The 16756-nt window shown below is 37.6% G+C and carries 13 protein-coding genes; 11 read left to right on the top strand and 2 right to left on the bottom strand.

From position 1 onward, the window contains the following. Window positions 1-7 precede the first annotated feature (7 nt). From QWZ01_RS15280 to QWZ01_RS15230, 11 genes are all read left to right on the top strand, one after another. Window positions 8-1243 (top strand): oligosaccharide flippase family protein, encoded by a 1236-nt coding sequence (locus tag QWZ01_RS15280; RefSeq protein WP_290324678.1) that lies wholly within the window; start codon window positions 8-10, stop codon window positions 1241-1243. After that, the gene (locus QWZ01_RS15275) at window positions 1240-2283 is read left to right on the top strand and encodes a polysaccharide pyruvyl transferase family protein (RefSeq protein WP_290324676.1); all 1044 of its coding nucleotides are present in this window, start codon (window positions 1240-1242) and stop codon (window positions 2281-2283) included. The genes QWZ01_RS15280 and QWZ01_RS15275 overlap by 4 nt, the downstream gene beginning before the upstream one ends. A 10-nt stretch (window positions 2284-2293) precedes the next feature. Continuing rightward, a complete protein-coding gene (locus tag QWZ01_RS15270) occupies window positions 2294-3412 on the top strand; it encodes a glycosyltransferase family 4 protein (protein ID WP_290324674.1) in 1119 nt (372 codons plus the stop codon). A gap of 38 nt (window positions 3413-3450) precedes the next feature. Continuing rightward, entirely contained in the window at window positions 3451-5103 is a 1653-nt protein-coding gene (locus QWZ01_RS15265; protein WP_290324672.1) for an FAD-dependent oxidoreductase, read from the top strand. 120 nt (window positions 5104-5223) lie between these two features. Further along, window positions 5224-6342 carry a DUF1972 domain-containing protein gene (locus tag QWZ01_RS15260; protein WP_290324670.1) on the top strand — a complete coding sequence of 373 codons (1119 nt, stop codon included), beginning with the start codon at window positions 5224-5226 and terminating at the stop codon, window positions 6340-6342. 159 nt (window positions 6343-6501) lie between these two features. Then, the gene (gene rfbB, locus QWZ01_RS15255) at window positions 6502-7557 is read left to right on the top strand and encodes a dTDP-glucose 4,6-dehydratase (RefSeq protein WP_290324668.1); all 1056 of its coding nucleotides are present in this window, start codon (window positions 6502-6504) and stop codon (window positions 7555-7557) included. 43 nt (window positions 7558-7600) lie between these two features. Further along, entirely contained in the window at window positions 7601-8155 is a 555-nt protein-coding gene (rfbC, locus tag QWZ01_RS15250) for a dTDP-4-dehydrorhamnose 3,5-epimerase (RefSeq protein ID WP_290324667.1), read from the top strand. Between the two features lie 21 nt (window positions 8156-8176). Beyond that, window positions 8177-9058: a dTDP-4-dehydrorhamnose reductase gene (gene rfbD, locus QWZ01_RS15245; RefSeq protein ID WP_353959417.1), complete on the top strand. Its 882-nt coding sequence runs from the start codon at window positions 8177-8179 to the stop codon at window positions 9056-9058. 8 nt (window positions 9059-9066) lie between these two features. Next, entirely contained in the window at window positions 9067-9924 is an 858-nt protein-coding gene (gene rfbA, locus QWZ01_RS15240) for a glucose-1-phosphate thymidylyltransferase RfbA (RefSeq protein ID WP_290324665.1), read from the top strand. Between the two features lie 618 nt (window positions 9925-10542). After that, window positions 10543-11946, top strand: coding sequence for a UDP-glucose 6-dehydrogenase (locus tag QWZ01_RS15235; protein ID WP_290324663.1), 1404 nt, complete (start codon window positions 10543-10545; stop codon window positions 11944-11946). A 490-nt stretch (window positions 11947-12436) separates the two neighbouring features. Next, entirely contained in the window at window positions 12437-13891 is a 1455-nt protein-coding gene (locus tag QWZ01_RS15230; protein WP_290324661.1) for a capsule assembly Wzi family protein, read from the top strand. A 56-nt stretch (window positions 13892-13947) separates the two neighbouring features. On the opposite strand, the gene fcl is transcribed toward QWZ01_RS15230, so the two are convergent. Both fcl and gmd read right to left on the bottom strand, forming a co-directional pair. After that, the gene (gene fcl, locus QWZ01_RS15225; protein WP_290324659.1) at window positions 13948-14898 is read right to left on the bottom strand and encodes a GDP-L-fucose synthase; all 951 of its coding nucleotides are present in this window, start codon (window positions 14896-14898) and stop codon (window positions 13948-13950) included. 8 nt (window positions 14899-14906) lie between these two features. After that, window positions 14907-16022 (bottom strand): GDP-mannose 4,6-dehydratase, encoded by a 1116-nt coding sequence (gene gmd / locus QWZ01_RS15220; RefSeq protein WP_290324657.1) that lies wholly within the window; start codon window positions 16020-16022, stop codon window positions 14907-14909. Window positions 16023-16756: the final 734 nt, after the last annotated feature.

Raw genomic sequence — 16756 nt, 5'->3', positions numbered from 1 at the left:
TATGATAATGAAATATAAAAAGGTTATAAATGTTATAGTATCCGGTTTTGGGGCAGCGGGCGCCACTTTTTTGCTACAGGTTTTTTTAAGTCACAAACTTTCAATAGACCAATTTGGTATTTATTCGGCCGCAACATCTATTTTAACGATTTTGGGGCCGTTTGCGAGTGTTGGGATATCGGGGTTATTTTTAAGAGAGGCTTGCGTTCATATTGACAAAGAAACTAAGTATTGGAGTATTGCACTGAAGTGCTTGGGTATTACAGTTCTTTTATCTTTCATAGTAAGCCAATTTCTGTTTGCAAAATATAACCTCAATCTTATAGAATCGTTGGCGTTGGCGAGTTACTACTTCCCGCTTTCGCTTCAGTATCTCGGTGTTGCATTGGCGCAATCAAGAAATGATTTTTTGAAAGTGTCTTTAACTCAGGTGTTATTACCTTCCCTGCGATTAATACTTGTTTTGGTTAGTTTCTTTTATCCGGCTGATTTAAAAACTATTTTGTTACTGTTGGTTTTGTCACATGCCATCTCCTTTGTGTTTTTGTTCGCGTCTATCAACAAGGTATTATCTTTTGGCTATATAAGAGTTAAACAGGACTTTTCAGAAGTGCTTAAATTTTTTAAGCAATCTTGTTATTACTCCTTAAACGGAAGTATTAACGTTGCTCAGATACAATTATCTACCATTGTAGCTATTTTTTATTTTGGAACAATAGGGGCTGGTTTGTATTCGTCTGCCACAACTTTGTTAACCGCATGTTATATACTCCCGAATATGATTTTCGGTACCTATTTTTTACCAAAATATCACAAGCTTAGCAACGATCCTTCGTCTAAGACTTTATTAATTAAACATAGTTTTGTGGCTTTTTTGTCAGGCATTGTTTTTGCAATTGCAGTTGTGATCTGTACGAAATATCTGATAGGCATAATTTATCCAAAAGCCTTTATGAAGTCGTCAGATATTCTTAATATTTTATCATTCAGTTTACCGTTCCGGTTCTTTTCAACAGCTCTGGGAGCTTCGCTTTTGTCGGCACATAGCATAAGGCAAAAGGTATTTGCTTCGTTTACTGCTATCGCTTTGCAAGTCCTATTCATTGTTGTTATACCAAAAAACGGGATAGTTTCCCTTGCTTATAGCTTTTTGTTCAGCGAAATAATGACATCTGTTTTTTACTACTTCATCTTTATGGGGCACATCAGGAAGCTATCTTTAAAAACAACGGTAAGTATATGAAAATTTCAATAATTGGATATTATGGAGGTAATTTCGGCGATTTGTTAATGCTGGATACGTTAATAAATCTTTTTAAACAGAAATATGATGAAATAAACATACTCACCTATGGTGATCACGTTTTGCTTCGCGAATCTATTACTGATTATCCTGAAACACGTTTGAATATTGTTAGTGTAAAAAAAGACCTGGATATGAAAGCCGTAAAGAAAGCTTTGGATGGCTCAATGGCGCTTTTATGGGGCGGCGGAACTTGTTTCATGGATCAGGGCGGCACTGGTGGTATCAAATTTATGCTTCTGGGCTTTCTTAAAGGAGTTAAAATTTATTATCTCGGCGTCGGTATAGATTCAGTGAAAAAAAGTACTACTAAGTTGTGCGTTAGGCTGGCTGTTTTGTTATCAAAAGGCGTTTACCTGAGAGATAATAAATCAGTATCGATAGCAAAGAAGCTAACATTAGGGCTAAAACGTAATATACATTACATCCCGGATTTGGCTTATGCAAACGAAGGGGCTTATGAAGGGAAAAAGAAAGGCGGATACGTGGTGTACTCCTGCCGTAACCTGTCAGATTATCAAGGCCTTGATAATAATTTCGTGAATTCATCTCTGGTTGATCTTGTGATTGAAGCAGCGCGGAAGCTAAATGTGTCAAAGGTGGTGAATCTGGTTTGCGACTATGAAGTTGATATAGCGGATGCCGAGCAGGCTAACTTGATTTTTGCTTCTAAAGGGCTTGAAGTAGAAACTGTGTATGGAAACCTCATTCAAAAATCGATGAAATGCTTGCATGAAGCCGATTTTATAGTGACTGCGAGGTTACATCCGGCGGTTGTTGCCCAAACATTGGCGGTACCTTATGCCGTATACGACTATTCTGATAAGATAAACAAGTTTGTGGAAGAAACAGGAGAGAAGGGACGTTTGATATTGAGGCACGATATTCCGGCTTATAAACCTTTATTTACTGAGCCGGTTAACCAATTTCAACGGGAAAACGGTGCAATGATAAAGAATGTGATTAATGAGCTTTTTTAAACAGGTATATATGGACAGCAAGATTGCCACAATAAGCATAATTGAACCAGTAGGAGGACATGGCGGCATGGACTACTATTGCTACGGATTGGCTTATGGTTTAGGTAAAAATAATGTTAAAGTAGATTATTATACCTCGGATGTGACCAATATCCGCGATTTTGAAAATGTAGAAACTATTTTCACATTTTTTAATCTTTGGAAGAGGGGAACTATAGGTAAAGTTTTTGAATATGTTAAAGGACACCTCCGGGCATTTAAACAAATAAAGAAAAAAGGGAATAAGATCATTCACCTTCATTTTTTCTCTTTTAGATTGATAGACCTGTTGATATTAACGTTAGCTAAGCGTTCTAAATTCAAAATAGTTGTAACCGTACATGATGTAAATTCGTTTCATAGAAACTCTAACAATATAATTGAACGTGTAAGTTATTCGCTTATTGATCATGTAATTGTTCATAACGAATCGTCAAACAAGAGTTTGGAAGAGAAAGGGCATATTTCATCACCGGTGTCTATAATTCCGCATGGTAATTATTTGCCCTTTATAAATAAGATTGATTATAGTGGTTATTCAGGTGGAGTTTTTAATCTGTTATTTTTTGGGCAAATAAAAAAGGTTAAGGCTTTAGATTTGCTGATCAGGGCGGTATCCATAGTTAAAAGCCGGGGATATGCAGTTAACCTGACAATTGCCGGTAAAGCATGGAAAAGCGATTTGGAGGAGTATACTAATCTGATTTCAGAATTAAAGATAGAAGATGTTGTATCAACAAATTTTAGTTTCATACCTGATGATGAGATCGAAAATTATTACTCGGCGGCTCACTTATGCGTTTTGCCCTACAAGGAGATATATCAAAGCGGTGTTGTTTTGCTGACAATGAGTTATGGTGTGCCTTTGCTTTGCTCGGATCTGCCTGCTTTTGCCGATATAATATCTGACAGTGAAAACGGATTTCTGTTTGAAAGCCAGAACGTTGATAGCTTGGCAGAACGAATTATCTGGATAATTGATAATAATGAATACTTAGGGAGTACTGTAAAAAATGCCAATGAATTAATTTTTGGAAAATTTAATTGGGTTGAGATTGGCAAGAAAACACTGTTAGCGTTCCAGAACTAATACAATATATTATATTTTTTAATACCTAAACCTTTAAAATGTTCAAGTTTATAATTAGCCGTAATATTTTACGGCTAAAAACGAAAGCGAGCAAAGACGCAATATTGCTTCTTTTCTGCATGATTGTTATTGCTTTGACCGGTTGTAGCAAACAGAAAATAACTGGTGGTGAAACAATACATCAGGACACAACAGGTGGTGAACAACCGAATTCATCGCTATCTAATTTTTCGGATATTGTTGTTTATGGAGCAACATCAAGCGGCGTAATTGCAGCGGTGCAGGCAAAAAAGATGGGTAAGTCGGTAATACTAATCAGTAATTCTGACAATGTAGGGGGCATCACAGCTTCTGGATTGAGTTATACAGATATTGGGGATATAAGGGCATTAGGAGGAATGTCCCTTGACTTTTACAAAGGCATTCAAAGTCACTATCAAGAGAAAGGTTTTGCATTGGAGCCGAAAGTGGCTTTGGAAACTTTTAAAAACTATATATCAACAAATAATATAAAATGTTTTTATAAAGAGAGATTGTTGTTAAACGGAGGTGTTTCAAAAGAAGGAAAAGTGATAAAAAGCATCAAAATGGAGAGCGGAAAAGTATTTTATGCTAAAGAATTCATTGATGCAAGTTATGAAGGCGATCTCATGGCTAAAAGTGGCGTTTCTTATACCGTAGGCCGTGAGGATAAATCGAAATACAATGAAAAATTTGCCGGATGGGGAGGCGTTATGGCTTTGTCTATTGACCCTTATGTTATTAAAGGCGATCCATCAAGCGGTTTGTTTCCCCATGTTAATGATAAGTATAACCCTACGGGGCAGGGTGATGATTTGGTACAATCATATTGTTTCAGGCTTTGCGTTAGCAATCAAAAAGATAATATGGTGAGCATAACCAAGCCAGAGGGCTATGATTCGTTGCAGTATCAAATGCTTTTTCGTATCCTTGATAAAAATAAAAACGCGACTGAGCTTTTAAGTATCGCTCCGCTGCCCCACAATAAGTTTGATATTAACAATACTTATCACTTATCTATTGATTATGTTGGGGGTAATAAAGGCTACGCTGATGGTGACTATACGGAAAGAGCAAATATTTTAGCACAGCACAGGGTTTATGAACAAGGGCTTCTTTGGACTCTTCAGAACGATCCGCGTATTTCGGCAACTATCAGGAATAAGTACAGTAAATATGGTTTAGCTAAGGACGAGTTTGTGAATAATGGGAACTGGCCTACTGAATTATATGTTAGGGAAGGGCGCAGAATGGTTAGCGACTACGTTATTACTGAAGACGTATTGTTTGGGAGAACTGAAGTTGTAGATCCGGTTGGGATGGCTTCTTATAACATTGATTCGCACGCTGTACAGTATTTTATAGGTTCAAACCGAACAGTTTACGTTGAAGGCGAATTATTTGAGCCGTTACCGCGCCCTTACGGGATAAGTTACCGTGCTATCATTCCAAAGAGATCGGAGTGTCAAAACTTACTTGTTCCAGTTTGTTTATCTGCATCAAGGGTTGCTCAATGTTCAATTAGAATGGAACCGCAATATATGGTTCTTGGTCAATCTGCTGCTATTGCTGCATCTATGTCAATAGATCAGAACATAGCTTTACAAGATCTCAGTTATAGTAAATTAAAAGACATTTTACTGCAAAACAATCAGGTAGTCAAGATATAGCTATTTTTTAATGCTGAAATAGCATTTGTTTAGCAACGTTTGCAGTTTAATTAATGGTACTTGTTTTCGCTGTCATAGTTGCCGGCATTTAATTGATAACTACATAAATATACATCTATTATGAAAATTGCCATTATAGGTACAAGAGGTATTCCCAACCACTACGGAGGGTTTGAACAATGTGCAGAATATCTTGCTCTCGGCTTGGTTAAGAAAGGAGTGGAAGTGATTGTATATAATTCCCATAATCATCCGTATAAGGAAGATACATGGAATGGTGTTAAAATTATCCATTGCTACGACCCGGAATACAAATGGGGTACTGCGGGTCAGTTTATATATGACCTGAATTGTATTAGAGATGTTAGAAAAAGAAATTGCGATATTATTTTGCAATTGGGATATACCAGTAGTTCTGTTTGGGGAAGTTTACTACCTTCAAAAAGATCGGTAATTACAACCAATATGGATGGTCTGGAATGGAAGCGGACAAAATATTCAAAAGGAGTTAAAAGATTTTTACTTTACGCAGAAAAACTCGGGGTAAAATATAGTCATCACCTGATTGCTGATTCGATTGGTATCAAAGAGTATTTGTTGGAGAAATACAATAAGGATTCGGTTTTTATACCTTATGGAGCCCACGTATTTGAAGATAACGATCCTACGGTACTCAAGGAGTTTAATTTAAGTCCATGGAATTATAATATACTTGTTGCCCGTTTAGAGCCTGAAAATAGCATTGAAGTTATTTTAGATGGTGTTGCTCAATCGGGAATGGATAACGACTTTTTAGTAGTGGGTAAACATGAAACAACTTACGGAGAGTATTTAAAAACGAAGTTTGCATCATATCCAAACATCAAATTTATTGGGGGGATATATGATATTGAAAAATTAAATAATTTGCGTTATTACTCCAATATTTATTTTCATGGGCATACCGTGGGCGGCACCAACCCATCGTTACTTGAGGCTATGGCTTCTAAAAGCTTAATTTGCGCTAATAATAATCCTTTTAATGAATACATTCTGGGAACAGATGCTTATTATTTTACAGATAAGGATGATGTTTCAAAAATATTGCAATCGGGCCGTAAAGAAAGCGCCGAGAGTCAGGTTAAGCTAAACAACAATATAGAGAAAATAGAGAAATTATATCGCTGGGATTTAATTATTGATCAATATTATAATCATATGCTCGAGATAACAGCGAATCCGGTTCTTACATCTGTTTAATTAAATAGGAAAATAATTATTTAAAACTTCAATAGCCTAATAACTAAGAATATTTGGATTTTTAAAGTTAATATCGTATAATCAAAAAAAGGAATAGCTCAAGCAATAGAAGAAATATAAGGTATTGCTTAACCTATTTTAAAGAAAAATAAAATACTTATGAAAAAAGTCATCTTAATTACTGGTGGTGCGGGCTTTATTGGCTCACACGTAGTTCGTCGGTTTGTTAATCAATATCCTGAATACCTCATTGTAAATCTCGATGCTTTAACTTATGCTGGTAATTTAGAAAACCTTAAAGATATTGAGGATGCTCCTAACTACAAGTTTGAAAAAGCTGATATTCTGAATGTTGACCAGCTAACCCAGTTGTTTGATGTTTATAACGTAACCGATGTTATTCACCTGGCGGCAGAATCACACGTTGACCGTTCAATCCTTAGCCCTTTAGATTTTGTTTACACCAACGTAATTGGAACTGTAAATTTATTACAAGCAGCCAAAACCAAGTGGAAAGACGATTTCAGCGGTCACATTTTTTACCACGTATCTACCGATGAGGTGTATGGCGCTTTAGGTGAAACCGGTTTATTTACCGAAGAAACCAAATATGATCCGCATTCTCCGTACAGCGCAAGCAAAGCATCTTCAGATCATTTTGTAAGGGCTTATTATGATACTTATGGTTTACCGGTAAAAATTTCAAATTGCTCAAACAACTACGGCCCAAATCATTTTCCTGAAAAACTGATCCCGTTAATGATCAACAATATCATCAATAACAAACCGCTTCCGGTTTATGGTGATGGTAAATACACCCGCGATTGGTTATATGTAATTGACCATGCCCGCGCAATCGACCTTATCTTCCACGAAGGTAAAATTGGCGATACCTATAACATTGGCGGCTTTAACGAGTGGCAAAACATTAACCTTGTACACTTGCTGTGCAAGCAAATGGACGAAAAGCTTAACCGCGAAGCAGGTACCAGTGAAAAACTGATTACCTATGTAAAAGATCGTCCGGGTCATGATTTGCGTTACGCCATTGATGCAAGCAAACTGAATAAAGAATTAGGCTGGAGCCCTTCTGTAACTTTTGAAGAAGGTTTATCTGCAACCATTGATTGGTTCCTGGATAATAAAGAATGGCTTGATAATATCACCAGTGGTGCTTACGCAAGCTATTATGAGCACCAGTATGATAACCGTTAATTAACGGTTATCATAGTTTAATTTTACAAATACCTATCAAAAAATGAATATATCCAAGACCCCTCTTGAGGGTTGTATAATTTTAAATCCGCGCGTTTTTAACGATGAAAGAGGGTACTTCTTTGAATCTTTTAACGCAGCTTCGTTTAACCAGGCGGTAGGTTACACGGTTGATTTTGTACAGGACAACCAATCATTTTCTACCAAAGGCGTATTTCGTGGCCTTCACCTGCAAAAAGGCGAAAATGCCCAGGCTAAATTGGTAAGGGTTACACAAGGCAAAGTATTGGATGTTGCTGTTGACCTGCGTACAGGATCAGCAACTTACGGACAATATTACGGAGTTGAACTTTCGGACGAAAACAATACCCAGTTTTTTATTCCCCGTGGTTTTGCCCATGGTTTTGTTGTGTTGAGTGATACTGCGGTATTCCAATATAAATGCGATAATTACTACAACAAACAATCAGAAGGTGGTTTGCATTATGCCGATCCTGATCTGGCAATTGATTGGAAACTGCCTAACGATGAGTTACTTGTTTCTGAAAAAGATGCCGAACTGCCGTTCTTAAAAGATGCTCCTGATTTTGGTTTTTAATCAGGCCTAAAAACTTATCAAATTATATACATTACCATGAAAAATATAGTAGTATTCGGAGCTTCAGGACAACTGGGCCAATGCCTTAAAAAGGTAGCAGCCGATAAAGGGATAGATTATATTCATTTTTTACCCGAAGCCGAATCTAATATTCTTGACCTGCAGGCACTTCAAGACGTTTTTGAAACATACAAGCCAACTCATGCCATCAATTGCGCTGCTTATACAGCTGTAGATAAGGCGGAAGATGAAGTAGAGCTTGCCGGTAAAGTGAACAAAACCGGTGCCCATAACATAGCGATTAAATGCCAGGAGTTTGGTACAACCTTAATTCATATCTCAACAGATTTTGTTTTTAAAGGCGATAACCCAAATCTGCTAACCGAAACTGACGTTGCCGAACCTATAAGTGTTTACGGTTTAACCAAATTGCAGGGCGAGCAGGCTATAGCCGATGTTTTGCCTCAGCATTTTACACTCAGAACAAGCTGGCTGTATTCAGAGTATGGAAATAACTTTGTTAAAACCATGCTTAAACTGGGTGCCGAACGCGATGAACTGAAGATCATTGCCGATCAGGTGGGTACGCCTACCTATGCCATTGATCTGGCTGCTTGTATCCTCGAGATCATTAATTCAGGTTCTGAAGCATACGGTATTTATCATTACAGTAATGAAGGTGTTACTTCATGGTATGATTTTGCCAAAGGTATATTTGATATATCCGAAACACAGGTTAAAACCTTACCTATCCGTACGTCTGAATATCCTACAAAAGCCACAAGGCCAACTTTTTCAGTAATGGATAAAGCTAAGGTTAAAACCACCTTCAATATTACCATTCCGTACTGGCGCGATAGCCTGGTGGAGTGTATCAAAAACTTAAACATTAACCTACAATAACTAAAAGTATGAAAGGGATCATTCTCGCCGGCGGTTCTGGTACCCGTCTGTATCCAATAACCAAAGCGATAAGCAAACAGCTAATGCCTATTTATGATAAGCCGATGATTTATTATCCCTTATCAGTATTGATGCTTGCTGGTATAAAAGAAATATTGATTATAACCACTGCCGAAGATAGCGATGGCTTTAAACGCCTTTTAGGCGATGGTGCCGAACTGGGATGCCGCTTTGAGTACGCTATCCAGGAAGTACCTAATGGCCTTGCACAAGCTTTTGTAATAGGCGAAAAATTCATAGGCGAAGATAAAGTTGCCCTGGTATTAGGTGATAATATTTTTTACGGTTCGGGCTTTAGCAAACTGATCCAAAGCTTTAATGATTTAACTGGTGCGGCTATTTTTGCTTACCCGGTTGCCGATCCTGAGCGTTACGGTGTCGTTGAGTTTGATAAGGACTTCAAAGCACTTTCTATTGAAGAAAAACCTGTAAGCCCTAAATCGCACTACGCGGTACCGGGTTTGTATTTTTACGACAACAGCGTTGTTGAAATAGCGAAAAACATTGCTCCATCGCCAAGGGGTGAGTACGAAATTACAGACGTAAATAAAGTTTACCTGGAAAACGGTACTTTGATGGTTGGTTTGATGGACCGCGGTACGGCATGGCTGGATACCGGTACCTTTGATTCACTGAGCGATGCTACTGAATTTGTTCGTGTAATTGAAAAACGCCAGGATACCAAAATAGGCTGTATTGAAGAAGTGGCCTACAGAATGGGTTACATCACCCGTGATGAACTGATGGTTTTGGCCACAAAATATATCAAAAGTGGTTACGGTAAATACTTGCAAGGTTTAGTATAGATCACAAAGCTCTTAATTAAGTAAAAAAGCCTTCATTTTATAATGAAGGCTTTTTTTATGCAACTTGGTGATGAGGTTATACAAGCCAGATAGGTTAGCGTTTGGTTGTTGTTAATTTGTAAGGACTAAAAATGACACATCCAATGCGATGTCGGGTAATTAGAAGAATGACCCGATAGTTTGTAAGGCTGCCATAACCCCGGATGAGGTTGTTCCGTATACAATAATATTGTAATTGTTTGCATTTGGATCTGGCGTGTAAATAAAATTGTACGGGAGGATACCATGAATTTAAGTAAACACGTTGTGAACGCCAATTTTTTAACCGTTAATATCAAAGATGCATTGTTGTGCAGTGAATCATATGGTGTCAAATAATCCCCGGCATTGTAAAATAATCCCCAATTATTTTGAAGCCTTTCTCAAAAAAGAAGTAGAAATAAGACCGTTATTAAATTTTGATTGAATTTTTAATATTTTAACCTTTGTGCGGGTTAATTATCATAAATTGGGTCATTATTTGATAATATTAGCAAGTAAAACATTGTAACAATAAAATATCATCAGTAAAATTTATAAAATTTAAAAAGTCAAAACACACTAAACATCAATTTATACATGGAAAATATTACAAAGATTTGCTGTATTGGAGCAGGCTACGTAGGCGGCCCAACTATGGCCGTGATTGCTAAAAAATGTCCGCATATACAGGTTACCGTGGTTGATCTTAACGAAGCCCGGATTGCAGCCTGGAATGATGAGGATACTAATAATATACCTATTTATGAACCTGGTTTAAGTGAAGTAGTTGCCGAAGCCCGTGGTCGTAATTTGTTTTTTTCTACTGATGTAGATAAAGCTATTCATGAAGCTCAGATGATATTTATATCTGTTAACACACCAACCAAAACTTATGGTGCAGGTAAAGGTCAGGCGGCTGATTTAAAATGGATAGAGCTTTGCGCCAGGCAAATTGCAAGTGTAGCAAAAGATAGCAAGATCATTGTAGAAAAATCAACACTGCCCGTAAGAACGGCAAGTGCAATTAAAGACATTCTTACACACACCGGTGGTGGTGTGCAATTCCAGATATTATCAAACCCTGAGTTTTTGGCAGAAGGAACAGCCATGGAGGATTTGGATAGCCCGGACAGGGTGTTGATAGGTGGTGATAATACCCCGGAAGGTAAAGTTGCTGTTCAGGCCCTGGTTGATGTTTATGCCAACTGGATTCCTAATGAACGCATTTTAACTACAAACGTTTGGTCATCAGAATTATCAAAACTTACCGCGAATGCGTTTTTGGCGCAGCGTGTATCTTCAATAAACTCACTTACCGAAATTTGTGAACAAACCGAAGCTGATATTAACGAAGTAGCAAGGGCTATAGGAACTGATAGCAGAATTGGACCTAAATTTTTAAAGGCATCTGTGGGTTTTGGTGGTTCATGCTTTCAAAAAGATATTTTAAACCTGGTTTATATAGCCAGAAGCTACGGTTTACAGGAAGTGGCTGATTACTGGGAGCAGGTAATTATCATGAATGATCACCAAAAACGTCGCTTTGCTAACCAGATCATCAAAAATCTGTATAATACCGTAAATGGTAAAAAAATCACCTTCCTGGGTTGGGCATTCAAGAAAGATACGAATGATACCCGTGAATCGGCAGCTATTTACGTGGCTGATCATCTGTTAAACGAGCAGGCAGATATTGTAGTTTATGATCCTAAGGTTCCGGAAAATCAAATCTATGGCGATCTGGATTACCTGCATACAAGAACTGCCGAGGAGAATAAGAAAGGTGTAAGCGTTGTTACCGATCCTTACGAAGCTTGTAAAAACTCGCACGCTATAGCAATTTTAACAGAGTGGGACGAATTTAAAGGCTACGACTGGCAAAGAATTTATGACAGCATGCTGAAACCAGCTAAAATATTTGACGGACGTAACCTTCTTGACGCCGATAAATTAAGGGCTATCGGTTTCCAGGTACGTTCAATAGGTACACACATTAGCTAAATATACTGGGTTTAATACACCTGTAATTTTTAGAAGCCACAACGGGGTTAACCTGTTGTGGCTTTTTTGTGTTCCTGGTTTTGTTCAAATGCTCAACTTATGGGGTTGTTACTAATAGCTTGATCTTACATGCGATTGTGATTCATCATATATAGCGCTTAGTTTCCATAGCTTTTATTCTCTTGGCTTACTTATACCCAAAAGAAGCTGTGTTTATCATGTCTCTTCTTTAGTAATTTCAGTAAAAAAAAGTGCTTTACGGTTAATGTTTATTTCTCTGACTTATTTATAAAATAAACACTATAGTTGTATTTTCATTTATTTTATTGAAATATTTTTAATAGAATTTAATTTTACTATCATTGTAAACAATGTATATGTGTATTATGTTATAAAATTTAAATTAAATAAATATTAACTAATGTGAAACATTGATTGAATCATGTTGTTGATAAGCTTTATCTTTTATTAGCCCCTAAATAAAATTTATATGAAGAAACTCATAGTTTTTGCAGTAGCATCATTTTTTTATACGATAGTATCAGCCCAGGAAAAAGACGTTCATGTTAGTTTAGAAGCACAAGGTATAGGAACAACATCAGGTGCCGTACCATTCTGGCTCCGGTCAAATCAATTTGGCAGTACACCATTATCAGGCGGTTCCGGAAGTTTTATAGGGCGCATTCGTAAGGATTACGATACAACAAAAACATTTGGTTGGGCAGCTTCATTTGAGGGCAGGGCTAACATAGGTAATAACTCTCGTTTTAATGTAATTGAGGGCTATGTTAAAGCACACGCAGGCGTTTTTGAATTAAAAGCCGGCAGATCAAAAGATATCGTAGGTATGGTGGATTCTTCATTGTCGTCCGGGGCTTTTTCTATTTCCGGGAATGCCCTTGGTATTCCTAAGGTGGGAATAAGTATTCCTAATTATTACAGCATTCCTGTTTTAGGAAGATTATTTGCAGTTAAAGGAGGATTTGCAAACGGCTACGCGGGTAACGTGGATGTTCAATATGGTAATAAGCCTGCCAAGTTTAAAAGCTATTATCTGGAAAATTCACTATATGTGCAATTAGGTAAGCCCTCATGGCGACTTAAGCTTAGGGCAGGGTATAATCATGAGGTTTTATGGGGGGATGAAAAACGTGTTTTCGGGCCACGATTTACACTGACTGGTTCAGAAACTTATTGGTACGTGCTTACCGGTAAGGTTTTTAACTTTTCAAAAGTGGGGAATCATTTGGGTTCACTTGATGTTGGTGGCGAATACCGATTTGACGATCTGACTTTAACGGCGTATCGACAAAATTTTTATGATAAAGGCGGACTTGGCTCTCTTGCAAACATCAAGGATGGATTGAACGGCGTAAGCGTGCTCAATAACTCACCTGGTTCTGGTAATGTACGATGGAAAAAGATATTGTTTGAATTTTTGTATACAGCCAATCAAGCTGGCAAGAGAGATTCGAAGAGAACTGAATCCGGAGCAGAGGATTATTACAACAATTATGAGTATGTGGAGGGCTGGTCGTACAGAAATATGGGCTTAGGTAGTCCTTTTATGACCACTCGTATTGATGGGAGAGATAATTTAGGATCGTATTTTAGACAGTTTTTTGTTAATAACCGTGTAAGTGCCTGGCATTTGGCTGCCCAAATCGAAGCATATGATTGGTTTTATACAGCAAAGATATCATATTCTAAAAATTTAGGCACTTATGAAACAGGAAATGAATCGTTTCGCGGAATAAGCGGTATTTTAACAAAGCCCAACCGTCCTGGTGCATTTAAAGAAGTTCGCGAATTATCAACCTATCTGGAAGGTATACGGCCTTTGAAAAATGGTTATACCGTTGGTTATGATATAGGATATGATAACGGCGGCTTATTATACAACTCATTTGGTGTTATATTAAAGGTATCAAAAGCATTTATGTAAAAAAAGCGGGCCCGGTTTAACCGGGCCCGCTTTTTTTACATGTTAAAAGTTGGTAATTATCTTGACGCGATTGCGCCTTCCTTTAGCTTGGAAAGAAAATCGTTGTAAGCCAGTTTTATTCCTTCCTCCAGCTCAATTTTGTGTTTCCAGCCTTTACTGTGCAATTTTGAAACATCCATTAGCTTTCTTGGCGTTCCATCGGGTTTGGTGGTATCAAAAGCTATTTCACCTTCGTAACCAATAATTTTTCCAATTAATAAGGCCAGATCTTTAATCGAAATATCTTCACCTGTACCAATATTAATTAAGCCCTCTTCGTCGTAATTTTGCATCAGGTAGTAGCAAGCCTCGGCCAAATCATCGGCAAACAAAAACTCCCTTTTAGGTGATCCCGTACCCCAGATGGTTACTGTTGGAGTGTTTTGCTCCTTAGCTTCATGAAATCTGCGGATCAATGCGGGTAGCACATGTGAGTTTTGAGGATGGTAATTATCATTGCAGCCGTACAGGTTGGTTGGCATAACGGAAATATAATTACATCCGTATTGGCTGCGATAAGCATCACACATTTTAATACCGGCTATTTTCGCTATGGCGTACGGTTCGTTGGTTGGTTCAAGCAGGCCCGTTAACAAATACTCTTCCTTTAAGGGTTGAGGAGCCAGTTTAGGGTATATGCAGCTTGAGCCCAGGAACATTAGTTTTTTTACCCCGTTTACATAAGAGGAATGAATAACGTTATTCTGTATCTGCAGGTTTTCGTATAAGAAATCGGCGCGGTAGGTATCATTAGCGATAATACCGCCTACTTTGGCTGCTGCTAAAAAAACATATTCAGGTTTTTCCTGCTCAAAAAAATCGGCAACTGCTTTTTGATCACGCAGGTCAAGTTCATGAGAGTTGCGGGTTATAATGTTGGTAAATCCTTCCCGCTTTAATTTGCGGTATATGGATGATCCAACCATTCCATTATGGCCGGCTATATAAACAATTGAATTTTTATCCATTATATATATTACTCAAACTGGTTTTTAATTTCATACCCTGATGCTTTTAACAATTTCTCTCTTCTAAAAAGATCAACATCAGCTGCTACCATTTCTTGAACTAATTTTGGGAGGTCATATTTAGGTTCCCATTTTAATTTTGTTTTTGATTTAGTAGGATCACCGATCAGGAGGTCAACCTCCGTAGGGCGGAAATATTTTTCATCTACCGCAACTACTTCGGTACCTGTCTCAACCTGAAAGTCAGGATTTGAGCAACTAACTACATATCCTTTTTCATTTACCCCTTCACCTTTAAATTCAATTTCAATACCCACCTCTGCAAAGGCAAGTCTTACAAATTCACGTACACGTGTAGTAACACCTGTAGCAATAACGTAGTCCTCAGGAGTTTCCTGCTGAAGTATCAGGTACATGGCTTCAACATAATCTTTAGCATGTCCCCAATCTCTTTGAGCATCAAGGTTTCCTAAAAATAGTTTGTCTTGCAGGCCCATAGCTATTTTGGCTGTTGCTCTTGTAATTTTCCTGGTTACAAAGGTTTCACCGCGCAGAGGGCTTTCATGGTTAAACAATATGCCGTTACAAGCATAAATGCCATAAGCCTCACGATAGTTAACAGTTATCCAGTAGGCGTACATTTTAGCAACCGCATAAGGCGATCGGGGGTAAAACGGAGTTGTTTCAGATTGAGGAACCGCTTGTACCAAACCATATAGTTCAGAAGTAGAAGCCTGGTATATTTTGGTTTTCTTTTCAAGGCTTAAAATACGGATAGCCTCCAATAACCTTAAAGTACCAATACCGTCAGCGTTTGCTGTATATTCTGGAGTATCAAAACTTACCTTAACATGCGACATAGCACCAAGGTTATATATTTCATCAGGCTGTACCTGCTGAATAATTCGGATCAGGTTTGTACTGTCGCTTAAATCGCCATAATGCAAAATAAGCCTTTGATGTTCTTCATGAGGGTCTTGGTATAAGTGATCAATCCTGTCTGTGTTAAATAACGAACTTCTCCTTTTAATACCATGAACTACATATCCTTTTGACAATAATAATTCGGTTAAATACGCACCGTCCTGGCCAGTTATACCTGTAATAAGAGCAACTTTTTTCATGTAATTTATAAGTATTGATGTAAGCGAGATTGTCCTAACTGAAAATGCAATAAAATATTTTGGAGAATCCCCGTTAATTGCTCAAAAATAGCAATATTATAAAGAATTTGTGCAAGTTTCTAATAAGTACTATTAATGATCTTTACCTGTAAAATAGATTTATGTATGCGGAGAACTGAAAAATCTCTCGATCGGGCACAGCTTCAATATATATGAATATATATCCTGTAATATATTACACCTGGCTTTACGGTACACTATATTATATATAGTATAGGATTGGCAGGCTTTGTCATATAATGTAACGTTTAAAGCAGCAAAGTAATGCCCTATTATATAGTATAGGTAGTATGATGCAAAAAACAATGATCAGCATGCTGTTTTGGAGATTGAGCAGCTACTTTATATATAAGGATGACGATTTTGAGCATACAAGTACCCTTTACATAATTTTCCCGCCTGATAACCAGGTTCTTGAAAATAATCGTTGAAATAAGGATAAAAAAGTTTGGATGAGGGGTAAAAGTATCTATCTTTGCACCCCGCAAACGAGGAAGCGGGATTGTTCTTAGAAGGTTAGTTGAAGTGGGGCTTATGAAGGGGAGTGAGAAAGAAGAAGCGGAAATAGGGCGCCAAATAAAACTTCAAATAAATTTTCGGATATGAAAAACAATTTGCACTTTTGCAGCCCGCTACGGAGGACGAAAGTCTGAGAGGAAAGGGTTCTGAAACTT

This window comes from Mucilaginibacter aquaedulcis (assembly GCF_030409325.1).
In the GTDB taxonomy this organism is placed as follows: domain Bacteria; phylum Bacteroidota; class Bacteroidia; order Sphingobacteriales; family Sphingobacteriaceae; genus Mucilaginibacter; species Mucilaginibacter aquaedulcis.
The sequence above is the reverse complement of the archived record's forward strand: the minus strand, read 5'-3'. Positions and strand labels throughout refer to the sequence as shown.